At 45.3% G+C, this 20,661-nt stretch carries 22 protein-coding genes; 11 read left to right on the top strand and 11 right to left on the bottom strand.

Going from position 1 to position 20,661, the window contains the following annotated elements; translation table 11 throughout:
* Positions 1-482: 482 nt before the first annotated feature.
* The 5 genes from xni to queF form a co-directional block, all read right to left on the bottom strand.
* Positions 483-1,259, bottom strand: coding sequence for a flap endonuclease Xni (gene xni / locus QTN95_RS04180; RefSeq protein WP_331416450.1), 777 nt, complete (start codon positions 1,257-1,259; stop codon positions 483-485).
* Between the two features lie 64 nt (positions 1,260-1,323).
* Complete coding sequence (gene ppnN / locus QTN95_RS04175; protein ID WP_331416449.1) at positions 1,324-2,688, bottom strand: nucleotide 5'-monophosphate nucleosidase PpnN; 1,365 nt, start codon at positions 2,686-2,688, stop codon at positions 1,324-1,326.
* A 196-nt stretch (positions 2,689-2,884) separates the two neighbouring features.
* Positions 2,885-4,450: a GGDEF domain-containing protein gene (locus tag QTN95_RS04170; RefSeq protein WP_331416448.1), complete on the bottom strand. Its 1,566-nt coding sequence runs from the start codon at positions 4,448-4,450 to the stop codon at positions 2,885-2,887.
* 103 nt (positions 4,451-4,553) lie between these two features.
* Positions 4,554-6,824: a tetratricopeptide repeat protein gene (locus QTN95_RS04165; protein ID WP_331416447.1), complete on the bottom strand. Its 2,271-nt coding sequence runs from the start codon at positions 6,822-6,824 to the stop codon at positions 4,554-4,556.
* 12 nt (positions 6,825-6,836) lie between these two features.
* On the bottom strand, positions 6,837-7,682 hold the full coding sequence (gene queF / locus QTN95_RS04160; protein ID WP_269377894.1) for an NADPH-dependent 7-cyano-7-deazaguanine reductase QueF: 846 nt from the start codon (positions 7,680-7,682) through the stop codon (positions 6,837-6,839).
* An 82-nt stretch (positions 7,683-7,764) separates the two neighbouring features.
* On the opposite strand from queF, the gene syd reads away from it, so the two are divergent.
* Both syd and QTN95_RS04150 read left to right on the top strand, forming a co-directional pair.
* A complete protein-coding gene (gene syd, locus QTN95_RS04155; protein WP_331416446.1) occupies positions 7,765-8,310 on the top strand; it encodes a SecY-interacting protein in 546 nt (181 codons plus the stop codon).
* 2 nt (positions 8,311-8,312) lie between these two features.
* Positions 8,313-9,089, top strand: a complete 777-nt coding sequence (locus tag QTN95_RS04150) for a Zn-ribbon-containing protein (RefSeq protein WP_331416445.1) — start codon at positions 8,313-8,315, stop codon at positions 9,087-9,089.
* A gap of 29 nt (positions 9,090-9,118) precedes the next feature.
* On the opposite strand, the gene QTN95_RS04145 is transcribed toward QTN95_RS04150, so the two are convergent.
* From QTN95_RS04145 to QTN95_RS04130, 4 genes are read right to left on the bottom strand one after another with little or no spacing between them, the layout of a single operon-like run.
* Positions 9,119-9,298 carry a DUF2897 family protein gene (locus QTN95_RS04145; protein WP_138973719.1) on the bottom strand — a complete coding sequence of 60 codons (180 nt, stop codon included), beginning with the start codon at positions 9,296-9,298 and terminating at the stop codon, positions 9,119-9,121.
* Positions 9,299-9,306: 8 nt separating this feature from the next.
* Complete coding sequence (locus tag QTN95_RS04140; RefSeq protein WP_331416456.1) at positions 9,307-9,981, bottom strand: M15 family metallopeptidase; 675 nt, start codon at positions 9,979-9,981, stop codon at positions 9,307-9,309.
* A gap of 2 nt (positions 9,982-9,983) precedes the next feature.
* The gene (gene dapE, locus QTN95_RS04135) at positions 9,984-11,117 is read right to left on the bottom strand and encodes a succinyl-diaminopimelate desuccinylase (protein ID WP_171052266.1); all 1,134 of its coding nucleotides are present in this window, start codon (positions 11,115-11,117) and stop codon (positions 9,984-9,986) included.
* 21 nt (positions 11,118-11,138) lie between these two features.
* Positions 11,139-11,486: an ArsC family reductase gene (locus QTN95_RS04130; protein ID WP_331416444.1), complete on the bottom strand. Its 348-nt coding sequence runs from the start codon at positions 11,484-11,486 to the stop codon at positions 11,139-11,141.
* Between the two features lie 204 nt (positions 11,487-11,690).
* Between QTN95_RS04130 and QTN95_RS04125 the strand changes: the two genes are divergently transcribed.
* The gene (locus QTN95_RS04125) at positions 11,691-11,978 is read left to right on the top strand and encodes a winged helix-turn-helix domain-containing protein (protein WP_138973720.1); all 288 of its coding nucleotides are present in this window, start codon (positions 11,691-11,693) and stop codon (positions 11,976-11,978) included.
* 41 nt (positions 11,979-12,019) lie between these two features.
* Here the strand turns inward: QTN95_RS04125 and QTN95_RS04120 are convergent, their stop codons facing one another.
* Positions 12,020-12,355, bottom strand: a complete 336-nt coding sequence (locus QTN95_RS04120) for a DUF2956 domain-containing protein (protein ID WP_331416443.1) — start codon at positions 12,353-12,355, stop codon at positions 12,020-12,022.
* A gap of 60 nt (positions 12,356-12,415) precedes the next feature.
* Here QTN95_RS04120 and QTN95_RS04115 point away from each other — a divergent pair, with 60 nt between their 5' ends.
* Positions 12,416-12,967 (top strand): TPR domain-containing protein, encoded by a 552-nt coding sequence (locus tag QTN95_RS04115; protein ID WP_331416455.1) that lies wholly within the window; start codon positions 12,416-12,418, stop codon positions 12,965-12,967.
* 88 nt (positions 12,968-13,055) lie between these two features.
* On the opposite strand, the gene nrfA is transcribed toward QTN95_RS04115, so the two are convergent.
* Positions 13,056-14,420 carry an ammonia-forming nitrite reductase cytochrome c552 subunit gene (gene nrfA, locus QTN95_RS04110; protein WP_443088849.1) on the bottom strand — a complete coding sequence of 455 codons (1,365 nt, stop codon included), beginning with the start codon at positions 14,418-14,420 and terminating at the stop codon, positions 13,056-13,058.
* Between the two features lie 538 nt (positions 14,421-14,958).
* Between nrfA and nrfB the strand changes: the two genes are divergently transcribed.
* The 7 genes from nrfB to QTN95_RS04075 all read left to right on the top strand — a co-directional run bounded on the left by nrfB (position 14,959) and on the right by QTN95_RS04075 (position 20,654).
* On the top strand, positions 14,959-15,546 hold the full coding sequence (gene nrfB, locus QTN95_RS04105) for a cytochrome c nitrite reductase pentaheme subunit (protein ID WP_331416441.1): 588 nt from the start codon (positions 14,959-14,961) through the stop codon (positions 15,544-15,546).
* Position 15,547: 1 nt separating this feature from the next.
* The gene (gene nrfC / locus QTN95_RS04100; protein ID WP_331416440.1) at positions 15,548-16,234 is read left to right on the top strand and encodes a cytochrome c nitrite reductase Fe-S protein; all 687 of its coding nucleotides are present in this window, start codon (positions 15,548-15,550) and stop codon (positions 16,232-16,234) included.
* A 2-nt stretch (positions 16,235-16,236) separates the two neighbouring features.
* Positions 16,237-17,208, top strand: coding sequence for a cytochrome c nitrite reductase subunit NrfD (nrfD, locus tag QTN95_RS04095; RefSeq protein ID WP_331416439.1), 972 nt, complete (start codon positions 16,237-16,239; stop codon positions 17,206-17,208).
* A gap of 2 nt (positions 17,209-17,210) precedes the next feature.
* Positions 17,211-19,106, top strand: a complete 1,896-nt coding sequence (locus QTN95_RS04090) for a heme lyase CcmF/NrfE family subunit (RefSeq protein WP_331416438.1) — start codon at positions 17,211-17,213, stop codon at positions 19,104-19,106.
* Positions 19,084-19,620 (top strand): DsbE family thiol:disulfide interchange protein, encoded by a 537-nt coding sequence (locus QTN95_RS04085; protein WP_331416437.1) that lies wholly within the window; start codon positions 19,084-19,086, stop codon positions 19,618-19,620. Before QTN95_RS04090 ends, QTN95_RS04085 begins: the two co-directional genes overlap by 23 nt.
* 53 nt (positions 19,621-19,673) lie before the next feature.
* Positions 19,674-20,087 carry a heme lyase NrfEFG subunit NrfF gene (gene nrfF, locus QTN95_RS04080; RefSeq protein ID WP_331416436.1) on the top strand — a complete coding sequence of 138 codons (414 nt, stop codon included), beginning with the start codon at positions 19,674-19,676 and terminating at the stop codon, positions 20,085-20,087.
* Positions 20,088-20,195: 108 nt separating this feature from the next.
* Positions 20,196-20,654: a DUF2919 domain-containing protein gene (locus tag QTN95_RS04075; RefSeq protein WP_138973729.1), complete on the top strand. Its 459-nt coding sequence runs from the start codon at positions 20,196-20,198 to the stop codon at positions 20,652-20,654.
* Positions 20,655-20,661: the final 7 nt, after the last annotated feature.

Below are 20,661 nucleotides of genomic sequence, written 5' to 3'. Positions count from 1 at the left end.
GTTAAGTCATGCCGACGGCTGGCTAAGGTGATTTGATAACAAAAACCGTAACAAGGTCGATGATGAAACACGCTGGCAGACAAGGACTCTTGCCCATCGAACTGAGTCACAACCAAGGCATCATCGCCGAGTCCTTCTATATCTATGGTATACGCTAAAGTGGCCATTTTTTCTCCTCGAGGAAAAGGGAGAAAGCCATAACGTTAACGTACAGTACCACTCATGGCGGTTAAAGATTAAGGCTTCCTAGATACCCAACATAGCGAGGGGGATGTGTGAGCACTTGCCCTCGATCGCTTGTCATTTGAATCACACTGATTTTTCATCTTTATGCTGTTGGTTGAGTATCAGGATTGTTTCAATATCAAACAATTTGATCTTGGTTCTATAGCTTGATGAGCAGATAATGGCCATTTAGTATCGAGTGGTTAACGTAGAAGTTGGTTAACTTACCTTGTTCGGTTGATTAAGGTGCTAATTTTTTACTCTTTAGCACCAGTAAAACGAATATCTTGCAAGTTAAACCCAAGCTCTATATCCGTTTTCAGAGCGGCTATTTGTTTGCATCGGCGCGCTGACTCTATATGTTCATCGAGTTTTTTTCTGTACTTAGCGGGGAGCGCTTCACTGGCGTAAGCTTGCTCGATATCTTCAAATTGATTCAGAATCTCTTTTGCGGCTTTAGGACCAATGCCTGGTACACCCGTTACCTGACTTGAGCTAATCCCAGTTAATCCCCAGTAATCCGCCAATTGCTTAGATTTAACGCCAAACTCATTCTCGATAAATGGTTCATCTAACCAACGATGTTGGAAGTAGTCACGGATTTGCAGAGTCGGTGAGAGTAACTGACAGTAGCCCTTATCTGTCGATACAATAGTGACTTTCTCATTGTGGTTGGCGACTTTCATGGCGAGTGTCGCTACCAGATCGTCAGCTTCATCACCTTCAGAAAGTAACGAATCGATTCCAATCTTCCACCATGCATCTTGGATCGACTCTAACCCTTGTAGTAAAGGCTCTGGCATTGGCTTCCGATTTTGTTTGTATTCTGGAAGTATTTCCGCTCGCCATCCTCGCTCTTGCAAGTGGTGGTCAAACACTGCGATGATATGCGTCGGCTTGGACTCAGACAATATCCTATGCAGGGTACGAGATGTGGTTGATATCGTTCTTGCTATATCGTTGGGATCAGGTTGGGCTGAATGGACTCGGCGGATCAGGTTTAGCGCATCGATAATAACAAGATGAATAGACATACAAATCAAAAAAATAAGGGCACAGGGCCCTTATTGTATCGGATGAAGCTAAGAATGCCAGTCACTAACTACTGGTCTTAATCTGATAGCAAGGTTCGTATGCGGTGCCCCCTGGCAGTTTCATACGGTCTTGCTCAACGAAGTCTCTAAGCAACTTATCCATTTTTTTCATCAGAGTTGCATCGCCGTCCAATATAAATGGACCATGTCGTTCAATCTCTCGGATCCCTTCTGCTTTTACGTTACCAGCCACGATTCCAGAGAAGGCTTGACGCAAGGCTGCGGCGAGATTTTCTGGGCGTTGATTGAGGTGCAGATCAAGGCTCGACATATTGTCATGCGTTGGGTCAAACGGTAACTGAAACTCTGGCTCAATTTTTAGTGACCAGTTGAAGCTGTAGGCGTCACCGGTGTCTTTACGGTGTTGACGGACTTCTGCCATGCTCTGTTTCATGATTTGAGCGACTTTGGCTGGGTCGTCGACAACAATTTGGTAATGCTTCTGAGCATCTGGACCGAGCGTATCCCCAATGAAGCGGTCAATGGAGTTAAAGTATTCTGCACTCTCTTTAGGCCCTGTTAGTACGATACGTAGAGGTTGATCTGCGTTTTCTGGGTGCATCATGATACCCAAAATGTATAGCAACTCTTCTGCGGTCCCCGCACCTCCAGGGAAGATAACAATACCATGCGCCATTCGCACAAACGCTTCTAAACGTTTTTCGATATCAGGCATGATAACCAGTTCATTCACGATCGGGTTTGGCGGCTCTGCGGCAATGATCGATGGTTCAGTGAGGCCAAGATAGCGTTGTTCATAGTAACGTTGTTTGGCGTGTCCAATTGCCGCGCCTTTCATCGGCCCTTCCATTGCGCCGGGGCCACAACCTGTACAGATATTCAACTCACGTAGACCCAGTTCGTTACCGACTTCACGTGTGTATTGGTACTCTGTTGCATTAATCGAGTGGCCACCCCAGCAGACAACAAGGTTAGGTTCGATACCCGGAGTGAGTGCCCCCGCATTGCGCAAGATACCAAAAACAAGGTTAGTGATATGGCTAGCGTTGGTTAAGTTGAGACGCTGATTGTCCGCAAGGTGCATGTTAACGTAGACGATATCACGCAGAACCGAGAACAGATGTTCTTGGATACCTTTGATGATTTCTCCATCAACGAACGCATGCTCTGGAGCGTTACTTAGCTCTAGTTTGATACCACGCTCACGGCGCACCACGTTTACATCAAATGATTTGTACTTATCCAGCAGCTCTTTTGAGTTGTCAGTATGACTACCTGAGTTGAGGACCGCTAGAGTACAGTTACGGTAGAGTTGGTAAAGATCACTCGAAGCAGTTTTCTTAAGGCGCTCAACTTCAAGTTGAGAGAGTAAGTCCATACTGCCAGCTGGACTGATATGCGTGATCATAGTGACCTCCTTGAACAGTACTCTAGTCGAGTACATTATCGTTGTTATTCTTGTCCTTATGAGTTGCCAACAAGTAGTTATTGTTCAGCAACGGTCTTTTAAGCTTAGCAGGTTTTTGATGATATAAAAGCTAACTGTTTGATATATATAGATCAATCACAGTTTCATTGTGGCAGGAGAGTTGGCGACAGAAGGTTTAACGCCAAACGAGCTGGTTTTTACCGATACTTTTCGCTTCGTTCAGGCACAAGTTGATTCGCTCTAGCACTTCTTCTGGAGTGTCAGAGTCTTTGAAAGCTGTGCTCGCGGCGGAGAGTGTGATGGTTAAATTACGGTCACGGAATTTGAACGGCAGTTTAGAGACCTGAGTCTGTATAGTCTGAATAAGATTAAATGCGTCAGTGTCAGTGACTTCTGGTAGCAAAAGAATGAACTCTTCGCCAGAAAAACGTGCAACCGTGTCGGTATCTTGCAGCTCTTTCTTAATGGTACGAGCAATGATCTTAAGGGCTTTGTCTCCCGCCGCATAACCAAAGCTGTCGTTGATCGACTTAAAGCCATCAATATCCAGCAGCACCACCCGTAAGCAGTGTTGGGCGCGAATCCAGCGTCGATACTCGAGTTCTAAACGATCACTGAAGGCGGCACGATTATATACCTTCGTCAGCGGGTCCAATAACATACGCTGAGCCTGATCTTCTAAACGGCGGCGGTAGTCTTGCGTTACCTCGTATAAGGCTTCCAGTTGATTCTTGCCATAGTCCATACGTTCAAGCAAGGCTTGCTCACGTTGTTCGGCATGCTTTAATCGTTCCGTCAAAGAATTGAGTTGAGCAAGTAGCGGTGTTACTTGTGATTTCAGCGACTCCAGATTGGTTGCCGACGTCACTTTTGCTTGAGTATCGCTCAGCAGATCGGTGAGTTCACCGTTCATTTCTTGGCGATGTTCAAAATAACTGTGTGATTGCTGGACGTTTTGCGCTGAACTTTTCAGTGTGGATGACAGAGACGCATTGACTTGTTCTAGGAACTGTTCAGAGGTCTTACGCTCATAATGGGTGCCATCAATGACCAACTTGAGAGTTTGCAGCGTCATCTCAAGTAATACGTGGCTATTAACGCCAATAAGCAATTTAGCTCGAATATCGGCCAGCAACTCGCCTGATTCGCCCTCAAAGTCCAGTTCGGTAATAAGGTGCTGTAACTCTTCAGACAACCTCAGCAGCAATTCACGGTCGGAGCTGCTGGAGATCTTATTAATGCTGAAATCAGGATTAGAAGTGATGATTTTAACAGAGCGTTCGTAGAGACTGAGAAGACGCAGAGCTTGTTCTGCTTTAGAGTGCTCAAGACCGCTGGAGTAACTCAGTAGATCACGTAGATCGCGTTTTATCTTAGCGGGCAGCCCAGTAAGACGCAGCAGGGTTTCACCGCTGTGTTTAATTTGCGTGTCTAAGTGCTCTGTCTGTTTTTCCATAGCCAAGCCTTGTTGTTTAAGCAAGCGTTCTAATACCGCGAGTTTCGGTATTAGTGTACTGACGTCTTGTTGTTGCTCTATAGCTTGTTTTAGTTCTATTAGACCCGTCTGAAGTCGCGGGTTTTCACTTTTATAGGCGGCACTAAGCGACGCAATAATGCGTTGGAGTACCTTTTGTTCTCTTTTAAATTTGAACGAGGTATCCCTTTGTGTCAATCGAACCTGTTCCAATTGAGATTTCAGGTTGTGCAGCTGTGACTGAAGATCTTGTTCGAGGACGCCCATGAAAATCTAAACTTAAAGATAGAATCTAATTTATTTATTAATCTGTCGATAATATCAAATAAAACGATGGCGTCACGACTTACCACGTTTGATTGACGAGCTTTTACTCATCTTTTAGTAGTTTTTTGATGCTGTCCTCATTCTTGAACGAAGAGTGTACTTTTATTAGCCCTTGGTTGATGGAATGCTTGCAAGCCTTGCGGATATTACCAGTGGCTAAACTTGCAGCAGGTGCGTTTTCAATGGCTTTTAAATAGACCCACTGACTTGAATGTTCTTTCATACTCAGTGTGCGAGCGGTACTGGTTGACATCAGTAGTACATCAATTAGTTCCTTATCATTAACCGCAGTATACGCTCTTGGAAGGAATGGATAGTCTGCCATACCAATACGAATGACGCGGTTAAGAATCCGATCAGGCTTGAATTCCATGATCCATTGTTGGATCTTTTCGAACATGGCCTCTGGATCGGTACTGTCTTTACTATTTGGTTCGATATAAAGCAGATTGGCATCGGAAAAATGGTAAATACGCGCAGGGTGCTCCACTTTTTGTTGTAGATAATCGCCAAATGCACGTTCTAATTTGAGTCCTTCCTGATAACCATGTTGAAGGTACATATTGCGCAGGAAAGGGACATCAATCATCACAAAACGTAAACGATCATTAAGTGGCTCATGTATCAGTTCCCCTACATGCCATTTTTCAAACTTGTGGCTGCTTTCTTCTAGTGAAGCTGGCAACTTCGCATTGAGCATCCGTAGGTTTTTCAGCCCTGAACGGGAATGCGTATAAAGGTCTTCATTAAGCTCATCGAGCTCTTCTTTCTGGACATTGATTACGTGACCACGGCGCAACAAGAAGATAAACAGTAAGGCGCAGAGAAGAAACAGCGTAAAGGTAATGTTTTGGAACTTGCGATATTCGTTGTGCGTCTTCTCCAACTGCTCTTTCTGTCCGTTGAGATGAAGAGTTTGCTCGACGAACTCCTTCTGCTGACGAAATGCGTCTTCGCTGATCAGATCGAGTTGCTGCTGCTCAATGGTCGCCAAGGAGTTGTATTGAACCAGATATTTGAGAGCAAGCTTATACTCTTTATTGAGTTCGTAGCCGAGGTAAAGCAGCTGACACGCTGATTTTTGCGTGCCGATATCCTGCTGCTGTTTGGCAATTTCTAGAGCCTTACGCGCTTTGTTAATTACCTTTTGTGGCTCCTGTTTATGAAGAGCTAAACCGGATTCAAGGAGATACGCATAGGACTTTAACCGTGGAATATCCGCATAGGCCAGTAACTCTTGTGCTCGGTCTAAATATTGCTCAGCCAATGTGTAGTTGACTAGATGCAAGTAGGTAGCCGCAAGAGAGATGCGAATTTCAATCACGCTCTCAATATTGTTCTGTAGACGTTCATGATCCATTGCGTTGAAGTAATGAACTAATGCGAGATTATATTTTGCCTGCTGGAAATAGATGTCCCCCATGCTTTTGAGAATGGGAGCAAGGGCAGGGGAGTTCTGATAGTTGTCGAAAAAGTCTGCCGCCTGTGAGTAGTGGTCGTTGGCCTTATCTAATACCTTTCGTTCGTAGAAGAGCTGGCCCAGAGTGCGGTTGACCTCAGCGAGCTGTCGAGCTGAGTCTGTTTCAATCGATTTCCAGTAACTGATGAGTAATTCAGAGAGCGCTCGATTGTACTTCTTGTTAGCAAGCAGGTGCTGACCCACAGTTGTGTGATACTCGATCCATGTCTGGATTGACTTCGCACTTTCAACATACGGCTTAGCTGCTAGGTAATACTCATCTGCGATGGCAATTTCACCTTCTTTTGACGCAATGGCGGCTTTGAGCATGATGATGTTGTATTTCAATCCACGAGCGAGCTGTTGTGAATTGCCAATTTGGTCAAACTCTTGTTCGACTTTTGATAGCGCGTCTCTTGCTTTGATCGCGTTACCATCAATAAGCCAGTTGAGCCTAAGTTCGTCGAGCTTGGTTTCGATAAGTAAATAGGGTAATCGATAGGTTTGAGCTAAGGTTTTCGCTTCTTGCAGATATTTTAGAGCGCCGTGTACATTACCGATATTAAAATCTGCTTGAGCCACTATTCTTAACGCATCGATAGTGCTACCCGGAGTGCGTGTCCGACTGTCGGTTTCATCTCGAGAAATGCCAGAAGGGCTCTGCTCGGTTTTATCAGATAAGGTACGCTGGTTAAGATAATCCGTCGCTAATTGTTTCGCCTGTTTGGGAACAATATTGACCAGATTATTCGCTTCGTTTAGTGATGGTGAAGAATAAATCGTACTCGCCATCAGGGGTGAAGACACCATCAGCATCAAAGCGCAGATGTAGTGTTTCCAGCGTATTCTTATCATTCTGAGTAATTCCTATTGGCGAGCCATACGTTGATTATGATTTGGCTGGCTGTTCACATTTGAACGATATGGGTTGATGTCCAAGCCTCCGCGACGCGTGTAGCGTGCGTAAACGGTCAAGGTTTCAGGCTGACAAAATTCCATTATGTCAGTGAAAATACGTTCAACACACTGTTCATGGAACTCATTGTGTTCACGGAAGGAAACGATATAGCGTAGCAGTGCTTCACGATCTATCTGCTTACCCTTGTATTGAATTTCAACGCTGCCCCAGTCTGGCTGGTTGGTGATTAGGCAGTTTGATTTAAGCAGGTGGCTGTGTAGGCTCTCTTCTACCACTTCGCCTGTAGCAGCACCTTGAATCAGTGTTCTGTCGAAGTCATAGCTAGTTATTTCGATGTCCTGCTCATCAATACACTCTCCATCCATAGTGACGATGAGTGAATCGGTGTAGTCAACAACAGAGCGAACGGTGACGGAAACCTCTTCGCCAGCGCATTGAGACAGATCTTTGACCAATACGCGCTCCACCTCGTCCCAAGATGAAAATTGGGTTTGATTGAAACTATTTAGGTAGAGCTTAAAAGATTTGGATTCGATTAGGTTGGCACTGGTCGCAGGGATTGAAACCTCGCCAATCGCAACTTGTGGCAGCCCTTTGTCATTTAACCAAGAGAGTTCGTACAAAGTCCAAATATCACAGCCTTGGAACGGCAGGCTATCGCCAAGCTCAAGATCATCTCGGTTGAGGCTGCGAGGAACCGGTTGCAGTAGGCTCGGGTCGTACTGGTTAGAATACTCAGTCTTTTGGCCTAAGGTTAGACCGGCAAGTTCTTTGGCGTCAGAATATTTGCTCATACTTTTGTTCATTTTCTATTAGAATGTCGAGAATTTTACGCAATCCCGCTGTTAAAAGCGAATATTCATGTTGGAGAATCTAATGGCTGATAATGCCTTACAAGCGTTACTCTCATTCAGTGAAAAATATCGTCAGGCACACTTAGATGTATCAGGTCAGTTACCGAAGAGTACTGAGTTGGTGGATCTCGTCTCGCCATGCGTTGAGAGAAAGAGCGATGAGGCGGTAGAGTGGCAAGCTTGTCAGCGAGACACTCCTGCGGATTTTACCAATGTTGAAAGCGCGATAGAGCTGAGCTTACATCAAGATATCAAGACCTTTTATGGTTCTCAATATAGCGCAGATATGGATGCGACTTGGCAAGGCAACGAACTGACTTTGCTCCAAGTTTGGAGTGATGACGATTTTGTTCGACTACAAGAAAACATCTTAGGGCACCTTGTTACTCAACGCCGCCTAAAACTTAAACCTACCGTATTTATTGCTGCAACAGATGCGGAACTGGACGTGATTTCGATCTGCAACCTTTCTGGTAATGTCATTCTCGAACGCTTAGGGACGGATAAGCGAGATATCTTAGCGGAAGATATCGCGCAGTTTTTAGCGAATCTAGAGCCAGTGGTGTAAGTATGTACGTTGTAGAACTTCAGTTCGAGTGCTTCGATAACACCACCATCTCGGCAGTGGATAAAGCAATTAATGGGTTGATGGATGCGTTTCGTTATAACGGTCAAGTGCTCGGCCGTGAATTTCCAATTGTGATGGGGGATGGCGAGTTTTATGTTCGCGTCGTCTGTCCTGAGCAAGACAGTTTGCACCCTAACTACCACTCTGATTTTGTCAAAGTGTGCCTTAATCGCTTAACTGAAGCTTGTCTGCTGGCACCCAAAATGCGTTTACTTGGGCGCGACCTAAACTCAGAAGAGGCGGCGGAACAAGAAGCGCCAAGCTGGCAAGTTTTGTATACCACGTATGTTCATACATGTTCTCCACTGCGTAGTGGAGAAACCCTGCTACCCATCCCACTTTATCGCAATGATCCGACGCTCAATGGTGACCATAAAGCCGTGATTAAGTGGCAAACAGAGTGGCAGGCATGTGACGAGATCCAGATGGCAGGTGGCTGCCGAGCAGAACATGCCGCTTTGCATGAGATTTGCGATACTGACAGCGTTCTATTTAAGCGCGGTTGGGATTTACGTGGTCGGATTGAGTACATCACTAAGATACCCACGTATTACTACCAATACCGTGTGGGTGGAAAAAGTCTTGCGGATGAGCAAGCGCGCAAGTGTCCAAAGTGCGGTGGAGAATGGCTTTTGGACCAACCCTTACACGATATCTTCTATTTCAAGTGCGACAATTGTCGCATCGTTTCCAATATCTCTTGGGATCACATTAAGTAGTAAGAGACATGATAATAAAAGACCTGCGACTATTGCGGGTCTTTTTCGTTGTGGCTATCGGGTTTACTCTCTGACTCTTTTGTGGAATCAGGCTTCTTGTCTATCTGACCAAACTTCATCTTGGCTGTGTATTTTAGTGCGGCAATGTTACCAATGATGACACTCAGAACAATAAAGATGATAACCCAAGGGTTGGTGAGGAATTCCATCACAATACCTACTGACAAATATTACTAATAAACTGATTGTAGATCGTTTCTAGCTGCGCTAACACCGCTTGCTGACCCAAAATAGGCGTTCTCTCAAGCTGTTGCTCAAGAGTTGAGAGCGTCAATAGTCGCAAGCACTGCTCTGCACTAGAACGATGACTTATGTGCCATGGCTCAAAGGCAACGCCACCAAGGTCTTTTGCATAGGGGAAAAAGAATCCGTGCTGAGCAAGATTCTCTTTCAACCAGAGATAGAACTTAGCTTGATGACCGCTAAGATATTCCCAAGGCTCCAGTTGCAATTGAGTATCGGCTGGCAGACTGTCTCGGTCAAAAAGATCGAAGTCGGTTCCCCAATGGTGGCGGCTGCCCCCAGGCAGGGCAGACCAGCGTAAAATGGCCATCACCTTTTGCTCTTCAGACAGGCCTCCCACCTCTAAAGGTTGGCTGTTACTGCCTAGAATCATGGTGTTTCCCGACATCTTGTTGTTCCAGATGGTTTTCTGACGCTCAAAGTCGCGAAATCCACTGGCGATGTTGAGATTAAAGCCAGCCTGAGCAGCCGATGTTTTGAGGGACAACAGATCATGACTCACTTGTGGATGAACCAAAAAAGCTTTTTGCCCGACAATAGTTTCGACTAAATGGGAGCTGGTTTGTCCGGTTAGCTGCTCAGGTGTCATGATCACGCGAGTAAGTTCTCTAGAGTTTTCTGATACATTGCAGTGAGTTTTTCTAAGTCAGCGATTTTGACGCACTCGTTCACTTTGTGAATAGTCGCATTTACCGGACCTAACTCAACGACCTGACCACCCATTCTTGCGATAAAACGGCCATCTGACGTACCGCCTGTTGTCAATAGAGCTGGTTTAGTCTGATTAACGGCGTCTACTGCATCGACGACGGCGTCAAGCAGTGCGCCAGTATCAGTCAGGAATGGGTCGCCGTTGAACGTCCATTTAAGCTGGTAATCCAGATCATGTTTATCCAGAGTCTCAGTCACACGCTCAACGATAATCTCATTGCTAAGTTCAGTACTGAAACGCAAATTAAACTGCACGTTGAATTCACCAGGAATCACATTCGATGCGCCTGTACCGGCGTGTACGTTGGGGATCTGAAAACTGGTTGGCGGGAAATAGGCATTGCCTTGGTCCCACTCAGTGGTCGCCAATTCGTGGATAGCCATTAGTGATTGATGAACTGGGTTGCGCGCCAAGTGTGGGTAAGCAACGTGACCTTGAATCCCTTTAACCGTGAGATCGCCAGTAATAGAACCGCGCCGACCATTTTTGACCACGTCGCCGACCACTTCAGTACTGGAGGGTTCGCCCACGATACACATATCGATGGTTTCGCCACGTTCCATGAGAGCTTCAACAACTCTGACCGTGCCGTTAATAAACGGACCTTCTTCATCTGAGGTGATGAGAAAGCCAATTGAACCTTTGTGGTTTGGGTTCTCGGCGATGAATTGTTCTACTGCGATAATCATACTCGCCAACGAACCTTTCATATCCGCAGCACCGCGACCATGCAAAAACTCACCTTTAATGGTGGGTTCAAAAGGTGGCGTATCCCAGTGTTCTAGCTTTCCGGCAGGAACAACGTCTGTATGACCAGCAAAGGCAAAGAGTGGTGCTTCGGTGCCACGGCGAGCCCAAAAGTTAGTGGTGTCTTCAAACACCATCACTTCGATATTAAAGCCAAGAGCCTCAAGACGTTTAATCATTACATCTTGGCAGCCTGCATCTTCTGGTGTTACTGATTGACGGCTAATTAAATCTTTTGCGAGAGCCAGAGTCGGGCTGTCTGTCATCCTTGAAATCCTTTACTTATGTTATGAAAAAATAGCGGCGTACTGGTCGGCTTTAAAACCTAGGTGGTAGGTATCATTGGTAACCAGAATAGGGCGCTTGATCATTGCTGGTTGTTCTACCAACAGTTCTATCGCACTGTTTTGGTCAAGATTATCTTTTTGCTCTTGAGAGAGTTGGCGAAAGGTTGTGCCGCGTTTATTGACGACGTTCTCCCAGCCAAGTTGCTGACAAAATGTCTCAACCATCGCTTTGTCGATACCTTGTTTGCGGTAATCGTGAAAATTGTATTCCACTCCCTCTGCCTCAAGCCATTTTTTTGCTTTTTTGATGGTGTCGCAGTTAGGGATGCCATACATGGTGATTGTCATACTAGAACCTTCGAAAGTGACTTTTATAATATGTTTTCTGCATCCTAGCAGGAACTACACAGCGAGACAAAAGTGTGATGGATATATTTCATTGAGCTAAAAAAAGATGTTTCAAACGATGACGATCGTAGAGTTTTTGATCGAACGCAACACACGCCGAGACAAAACAGAAATAATGACTCTAGAAATTTATAGGAGGTATCAATGGAATTGAGTCCTGTCTTTGCAAGGCGCTTGTATCTTGCACTGCTTGTTGAAAACTTAGAGCGCCCAAATGTGCCCAAGCTGATTGAGCAAACAGGCTGGCCGCGTCGTACCATTCAAGACGTGATTAAAGCATTACCGGGGATTGGCATTGAGCTGATGTTTGTCCAAGATGGCAGGCGTCACAACGATGGTTATTATCAACTATCGGATTGGGGACCGTTCGATAGCCAATGGGTTACCGATCGAAGATCGGATATTGCCGCCAGTTTAGGTTTTAGTGCTTAAACGAAGATCATCAACCTAGCGAGTTAATCGCTAGGTTTTTTTTATTTCTGAGTAATATAAATAAAGAATCCCATCCAACTTACGATGAGTAATAACCACGGAAGTATTGATGATTTAGCCGAAACAGGTTCTTGATCCAGTTGTGGCAATGGCTCTGATTGCTGAGTCGGTTGCTTGGCTTTCTGAACTCTTTTCTTCGCCTTATCTGCCTGACGAGAACGCTCTTTTTGTTGCTTTTTATACTGCGCAATGCCTTTTTCGATCCCTTGAGCAATCAGTTTAGTTTGCTCTTTGGTTTGACCGGGCTTTTGCGTAGCCTTGGCAATTTTCATTGCATCTTGTTGTGTTTCCTGAGAGGGAACAACTTTGTTTTTCATGTTGATAGGTCTAGCTAGATCAAGGATGCAGATATCCTAACACGTTATAGTTATCAAATGATGATCAAAAGCTTGGGTATGCCAATGAAACGAACCTTGATTGCGAGTTTAATGCTGGCAATACCTTTGTCTTTGTGGTGGCAGGGAGACAAACCATCCCCCTCTGAGCCGATCGAACAAATCACTTCCTTTGATTGGATGAGCTCATTGCAGCAGCAACTCAAGCAAGATCCCAACCAAGCTGAATTGTGGTTCCAGCTTGGTCATGGTTATATGAACAAGCAGGAGTTTCTATCCGCTCTTACCTGCTTTGACTACACGATATGGCTAAGCGACACACCGTCAGCGAGTCAGTTAGCTGCCAAAGCCAGTGCGCTTTATTATTTAGAAAAACAAGTGATGACTGACGAAGTGGATGCTTTGCTTGCTCAGGCCCTAAACCTTGAACCCAACAATCTCACAGCATTAGCTCTGATAGCGGGCGACCACTTTATTAGTTTGCGTTATCAACAAGCGATCGATATTTGGACACAAATGCTGGATTCTAACAGCACAGATTTAGATCGCGTGTCGATTATTCACTCTTTGAACCAAGCGAAAGCGATGCTCTAAATAGCCCGAATTGAGAGAGTTTTTGAGCCGAGTGAAAGGCTTATAAAAAACCGGCGTATTTCGCCGGTTTTTTATTCTCATACTTTAGTTAGTATTTTGATTCTCGGGCTTCTGCCGCTTTTTCCCAGTCTGGAACGACGGTTTTGAGGAAGTTTTCTTTCTCAGCGTTCATCTTATCCATATCCATACCAAGTGCTTTTTGAGCAGCCGCTTTAGTTGAAATGTCGGGGAGTTCAACGGGTTCTGTGATGCCTTTCTTCGCTAGAAGACGGACGATTTTAGTACGAGCATCCGCAGCGCGGTCTACCGCAGTGCCGAGTACTTCAAGTGCCACTTCAGGTGCGTGCATATGAACACCGTGAGAGGCGATAGCGTAGTCCCAGCGCCACTGAGCATGACGGATGTCTTGAAGGATGTCTTTCATTTCCTCTTCGGTTGCACCCGCATCCCACGCTGCGCCTGCTTCAAAGTGAGCCGCGACAATTTGTTTCTCGGCAGTCAGTTTCATGTTTAGTACTTGTGCCTTACGGGTTGAAACGATGTCACGTAGCTGATCTTTAGATTGAGTGTGGCAGTTTGCACAGGTATCTTCGAAGCGGTCAAATGGGTTACCCACTTTGTGGTCTGTGTAGACGGTACCGTCTTCCTTGGTCACTTTAGGCATATGACAGTCGACACAAGCGACTTTGTTCTTACCGTGAATACCATCGCGCCAAGTTTCGTAACCTGGGTGCTGCGCTTTTAGCATTGGGGCTTTAGATACTTTGTGTGTCCAGTCTTTAAAGCCAAGTGCGTCGTAGTACTCTTCCATTTCGCTAACAGTGGTGCCGCGATCCCATGGGAACTTCACAGACTTGTTAGGGCCAGTAAAGTAGTACTCTACGTGACACTGCCCACATACCGAAGCTTGCTGATCGAGGCGAGACTGTTTTTCAAACGGTTTATCGATGGCCTGAAATGCACGTTCAACATATGGTTTGGCTAATGCAAGCGCAGGTTCACCATTTTTGAACGCTTCGCTACGAGTGTCGTGACAATCGGCACAACCAATTGGGTTAGCAATCTGATCACCTAGACGAGCCCATTTGCCTTCGAAGTAGCCATCTTCACCACGCTCGTCAATCACACGACCGACGTCAGGGCTTTTACAGCTCCAACATGCCATTGGCATTGGACCGGAGTTTTCGTCTTGTGGCGCACCTGTACGCAGAGTCTGACGAACATCGTCTAATGCGTAAAAGTGACCACGAGCTTTGTTGTAATCTTTAGCAAAGCCATAACCAGCCCACATGATAACCATGTTGGGATCTTCTGCTAGCGCGTCTTCAATATGTTCACTTTCTGACGTCGCTTTCCAAGACTCGTACTGGTCTGGGTGCTGTTGTTGGTAGGCGTCATTACGAGGATCAATTAAGCCTTTTTCGTCGGACGCAGCAAAGCTAGTGACGCTCATTAGTGAGCTTACCACAATTGCTAATGCTGCAGCGGATTTTGGTATCCAATGCAATTTATTCACAGTGCTATCTCCGTATTCTGTTTTTATTAGCAGCGTTGTGAACTGGCTATATTCCAAACTAAGAACTGGAGAAACTGAAATACATTGTAATAAACAGAAATAAATTAAATAACTTATTAATAATCCATCATTGTTCAAGATCAATTTTGGATAGTGATCCAGTTCAAATTAGTATTCCTATACCTCTTTAGGGGTATTTGTTTTATTGTCTTTACTTAATGAAACTTATTATCATCAATGACTTAGTGAGAATTGGTGAAAAAATATTCGGTGATTCAGATCGAATTTTGAACAGTTTGATGTGCCTCTTTAGGGTAGGAGGAGTACTATATTCTTAATAGCGTTGTGGCTTATCCAAAATAAGAATTGATCTCATTCGGTGTATTTTTATCGCACATCGAAAGACTTTAATTTTAAACCGTATATCAACTTATTGTTTAATCAGTAAATGGTACGGGAATAAGGAAAGGATAATATGGGCAATATAAAGTTGGCCATAGTCATAATGCTTAAATCCCTTCTAGCATTTTGCCTCTATGGTTATTCTCTTCATGCCGTTGCCGACACTTCAACTGTGCAGTCTGAAGGAACATCAGCACGTCATGAAGTCACGCTTATCCGTGACAAAGATTATAAGTGTATTCAATGTCATAAGGATTCTAAACAAACACTCGCGGGTTCTCATGGCGAAGACGCACTTAAAAAACTGGGGCGAGAAGTCAACTGTACTGAGTGCCACAACAATATAGGACCAGACCACCGAGAGGGTGCGCCGCAAGTTACTAAATATTCTAGTGCTCAATCTGCATCGGGAACCGATAAAGTCTTCCTTGATCCAAAAGAGATTCTAAAAGCGAATAGTCAGTGCGCCGATTGTCACACACCAGAAAAACTGCGTGATAACAGCTGGACTCATGATGTCCACGCAAAAAATCTCACCTGTTCAAATTGTCATGATGTGCATGCAAACAAAACTAAAGTGTTGGCTCTTGAGAAGAAAGAGCGCATCAAGCTTTGTGTGGATTGTCACGCCGATTTTAACCAGTTGAAGAAGGAGAAGTAGTATGAGTTGTTCTAGACGAAACTTCTTAACCGGCGCAGGCGCTGTGATCTTCACTACAGGTGTGGCAGGAACCGCGGTGTTCAATAGCCGAAAAACGTTGGCGAATGTTGAGCAGGATGGCAACAAGTTATACGGCATGATTCATGATGAAACCGCTTGTATCGGCTGTACTGCGTGTACTGAAGCGTGTCGTGAAGTAAACAAAGTTCCGGAAGGTGTATCTCGCCTTGAGATCATTCGCAGTGAACCACAGGGTGAGTTTCCTGATGTTGATTACCGTTTTACTCGCAAATCTTGTCAACATTGTGAAAACCCACCGTGTGTTTATGTTTGTCCAACTGGGGCGGCATACAAAGATGAGAAGACTGGCATTGTTGATGTACACAAAGAGAAGTGTGTCGGTTGTGGCTACTGCTTAGCGGCCTGTCCTTATCAAGTTCGCTTCTTTAATCCTGTCGACCATTCCGCTGACAAGTGTAACTTCTGTCGTGACACAAACTTAGCACAAGGCAAGCTTCCTGCTTGTGTTGAGTCTTGCCCGACGCAGGCGTTGACCTTTGGTAATCTTAATGATCCAAACAGTGAGATAAATCAGGTATTGAACAGTGAAGTTGTGTACCGCGACAAGGTACATCTTGGCACTAAGCCTAAGCTATACAAAGTGCCTCACCAGAAAGGGGAGATCTGATAATGAATGGTTTTGAAAGTGCATTCCACTTTGACTCTCTGGTTTGGGATTGGATCATCGCAATCTATCTATTCCTCGCTGGTATGTCTGCTGGTGCGGTAATGATTTCGCTGTATCTAAAACGTAAAGTGATCGAAGGCGATCCGGCTAATAATGGCATTATCAAGGCGATGGCTTGGTTGGCACCATTTGGCATTATCTCGGGACTGACAATTTTGATTTTCCACTTAACCAAGCCTTTGTCGTTTTGGAAAATTATGATTTTCTATAACCCAAGTTCGGTAATGTCGATGGGTGTTATTCTCTTCCAGGTCTACATGATCGTATTGTTCATTTGGATTGGGATCTTATTCCGTCACCAAGTTATCCAATTCTGTGATGGTAAGCTGCCGAGTAAATTGCTTGATTTTGCCGATGGCTTCCTGATTAAATCAGGTAAGTTCTCTAACGCTATTGAGCTATTTTTGGGCTTCCTAGCGATTGTTCTAGCGGCGTACACAGGCTTCCTGTTGTCTGCTCTGAAAACCTATCCAATGCTTAATAACCCTGTGTTGCCGATACTGTTCTTGTTCTCAAGTCTGTCATCTGGTGCTGCGGCGTGTTTGATGTTTGGCATCTTAGTCTTTAAAGAGTCTGCAACAAGCCCAAGTGTTTCGTGGGTACATAGCTTTGAGCGTCCTGTTGTGATGTTTGAGCTTTTTGTACTGGTTACTTTCTTTACTGGCCTAATTTTTAGTGGTGGCCAAAATGAAGTAGCGGCTTGGAATGCAATTGGTGGCGGTTTTTGGTCCAACTGGTTCTGGTTTGGTGTCGTGCTGATTGGTATGGTTCTGCCGCTAACCCTTAATGCGGTGACACCAAAAGAAACACGTCACAATGGTGGTTATATCCTGATGGTAACAACATTGAGTTTGGTTGGCGTACTGATGTTACGTACGTTTATTCTCTATGCTGGTCAAATGACGGTTGTATAAATATGGTAGGAGAGTTGGGCCATTTGGCACTGGTTTTGGTAACGCTTTCCAGTACGGCAGCTAGTGTTCAATATGCATTGCAAAAGTGGCTTCGCCATGGCGACACACTCTCTTTATCATTCCTTGCAAGGTTCAATGGCGTGGCTGCGTCATTGAGCCTTGTTTTGTTAGCTTACTTATTTATTAGCGACCAGTTTCAGTTTCAGTATGTCGCGTCTCACTCAAATACCGCGCTCCCGCAGTTTTTCAAGGTTGCGGCGGTTTGGGGTGGTCATGAAGGGTCAATGCTGTTCTGGGTGTTCACCCTAGCGGTATGGGCTGGCTGTATTTCATTTATTCGTTCTGCACCCCATGCGTATTTACAGGATGTACTGTGGATTATGGGGTTGTTTGTTGCCGCTTTTGGTTGGTTTACTCTGATAGCGTCTAACCCATTTAGCTATGCGGAGAACTGGCTTGAACAGGGACGAGATTTAACCCCAATGCTGCAAGATGTTGGGCTTATTTTTCATCCTCCTTTGCTCTATTTAGGCTATATCGGATTTTCGACGGTTCTAGCGTTTGCGCTTGCCGCTTTGATGCAGCCAAGCTTTTTCCAAAACTGGGTTGAGTTGGCAAAACCTTGGCTTATCTCGGCGTGGGCATTTTTAACCCTTGGCATTGTGGTCGGCTCTTGGTGGGCTTATAACGAATTGGGGTGGGGCGGCTGGTGGTTCTGGGATCCCGTCGAAAATGCCTCTCTACTGCCATGGTTAACTGGGACTGGATTGCTCCATGCTATGTTAGCGGCGCGTCGTTATGAGCAGCAGAAACGAGCCGCCTTGATTCTTGCACTTATCACTTTTAGTCTCAGTATCCTCGGAACCTTTATTGTTCGTTCTGGTGTACTGACTTCTGTTCATGCATTCGCTGTCGATCCGAGTAAAGGTATCGCTTTACTGGCTATTTTGGCCGTGACATTAATTTGCTCATTCTCACTGCTGTTTGAACGCGGCGAGGTGGTCAAAAGCAAAACTATCAAAGCGATATTCAGTCGTAGTTACTTGGCTACTGCCTCGGTAGGGTTGTTAGCTGTCGCAAGTTTCACCGTGTTTCTCGGCACCTTTTACCCAATGATTTATGAGTTGATTGGCTTAGGTTCCGTTTCGGTAGGTGCACCTTATTTTAATACTTTATTTCTCCCACTGACGGTCATTGCATTGTTGCTCATGGGTTTTGTTCCGCTTTTGAAATGGCATCATGGTGCCTACTATTCTGTTACTCAGTTGCTGTTAATGCTGGCCGGGGCAATGTTGGTTGGCTGTGTGGCGTATTGGGTGCAGGTCGATCAACCTTCACCTTTACTGTTGATTATATGGGGACTTGGCGTTTGGGTCGTATTGAGTCATGTGCTTTTTTGGCTGCAACAATCTCGCAGCCTATTTATGGTACTTGCCCATATCGGACTTGCGATAAGTGCGATCGGCGCGGTCATGAATGCCGAGCACTCCTATCAAGCGAGTTTTAAGATGGCGGATGGTTCATCAATAACATTTTCCGATTGGAAGGTTGATTACATTGAGACTCGTTGGGCTATTGGCCCCAATTATACGGCGGAGCAAGCATGGTTGCGCTTTTCTAATCAGGACAACAGCTTCGATTTGATTCCGGAGCGTCGCCATTATCCCGTGCGCGTAATGAATATGAGTGAGCCCGCTATTCGGTCTTTTTGGTATGGCGACTACTATGTTACGCTCGGTAGCAAAGTAGATTCTCGCGCCTATGCGGTGAAAATTCAGTACAAAGCTTACATTGGTTGGATATGGGGTGGGGCTTTGGTGGCAATGTTGGGGGCGGTTTTCCCACTGTTATCTCTAAGACGCAAAGAGGCAGTACATGGCGTTATCAAGCAGGCATAAAATCGCCGTATTCATTGCAGTTTTAGCCGGTTTTATCGGCTTTCTTATCGCGGGGCTAAACTCGCAACAGCTTGGCTCACAAACCAGCCCTGTTGTACATGCGTTTCCCAGTATGCCAGTGGAACTGTTAATCAGTGAACAAATCAAACAGAGTCCTGAGCTGTTTACTGACGAGTATCAACTGGTGAATGTCTGGGCTTCATGGTGTGGGATATGTCGTCAAGAACATGACTATCTCAATCAGTTGCAAAAGCAAGGTGTACCGATTGTTGGGCTTAACTATCGAGACAATCGTTCGGGAGCCGTTAACTATCTGGCTCAACTCGGCAATCCATACACTGATGTTATTTTTGATCCAAAGGGAAAGTTATCCCTGGATCTTGGTGTGATAGGCACACCAGAGACGTACCTCGTCACACGCCGCGGTGAGATTGTTTACAAGCATTCCGGACTATTAAGCGAACAAGCTTGGCGCAAACATTTTTCCCTTTATTTCGATCAGAGTAACAGTTAATGCCCGTTCGGTATCTGCCACTATTTCGTCTGTTATGTTTAACGTTGTGCTCAATGCTGAGTTTTTATGCGTCTGCGCAAGAGCAAGCCCTTTTTGTAGCAGCGACTCATGAGCAAAATGTTCAGGTTGAGCTGTTTGAGTTTAAGACACCTCAATTGCAAAAGACCGCCATTGAGCTAGCGAAATCACTGCGCTGTCCACAGTGTCAGAATCAGAATTTGGTAGAGTCTAATTCGCCAATTGCCAAAGATTTAAGGCTGATTGTGTTTCAAAAAATCAACCAAGGCGAGAGTGAGCAGGAAGTAGTGAACTTTATGACCGCCCGGTACGGTGAGTTTGTTTTATATAAACCATCATTCAGTTGGTCGAACGCACTCTTGTGGCTTGCGCCAGTCCTATTGCTGGTTCTATTTCTCGTTGTATCTATGATACGTGTCCGCCGTTCATCAGCGAGTGGTGAGAGTTAGAGCGAAGCTCTGGTGTAAGACGACGAGTAAAGATGACAATTTACTGATAGAAAATTCTGCTCATTGGTATAGAGTGGGGTTTGTATTCATAGCAGTAGTTAGATATCAGTGCGTTACGCAATCGAACAATATGACCAACACGGTTTTCTCAAAGCCCCAAGACTTCTTTGGTTAGGCTGGTTGTTTATGGCCAAGGCTTGGGTGGTATTTGTTGTAGCCGGAGCCAGCCGTGACAGTGGGAGTAAGATTCTATCCATCGTTTATCCTGATCACAGCATGCTTTATCTCGGACTTGCGATGGGTGTTCCTAGCATAGCCCTGATGTGGATGATTAGCTTACGTAGTCCAGAGCGGAGTTGGGTCAACCAAATCGTCTCATGGGGAAAAAGTGTGACTCTGGTTACAGCAAGTGCGCAGTTGGCACAAACGTTCTATCACGTCTACCTCACTCATGGGGCCTTCAGCTGGGCTAATGGTGCCGTGATGCTACTCCTGCTATGGTTTATTCTCTACGTAGCGAAAAGCCGTAGTGTAAGAGACTGCTTTCACAACCCTGCTACACAGTGATCGTTCG

This window comes from Vibrio sp. M260112, assembly GCF_036533775.1.
In the GTDB taxonomy this organism is placed as follows: domain Bacteria; phylum Pseudomonadota; class Gammaproteobacteria; order Enterobacterales; family Vibrionaceae; genus Vibrio.
Note: the sequence above shows the minus strand (reverse complement) of the source record. Positions and strands in the feature narration are given on the sequence as shown.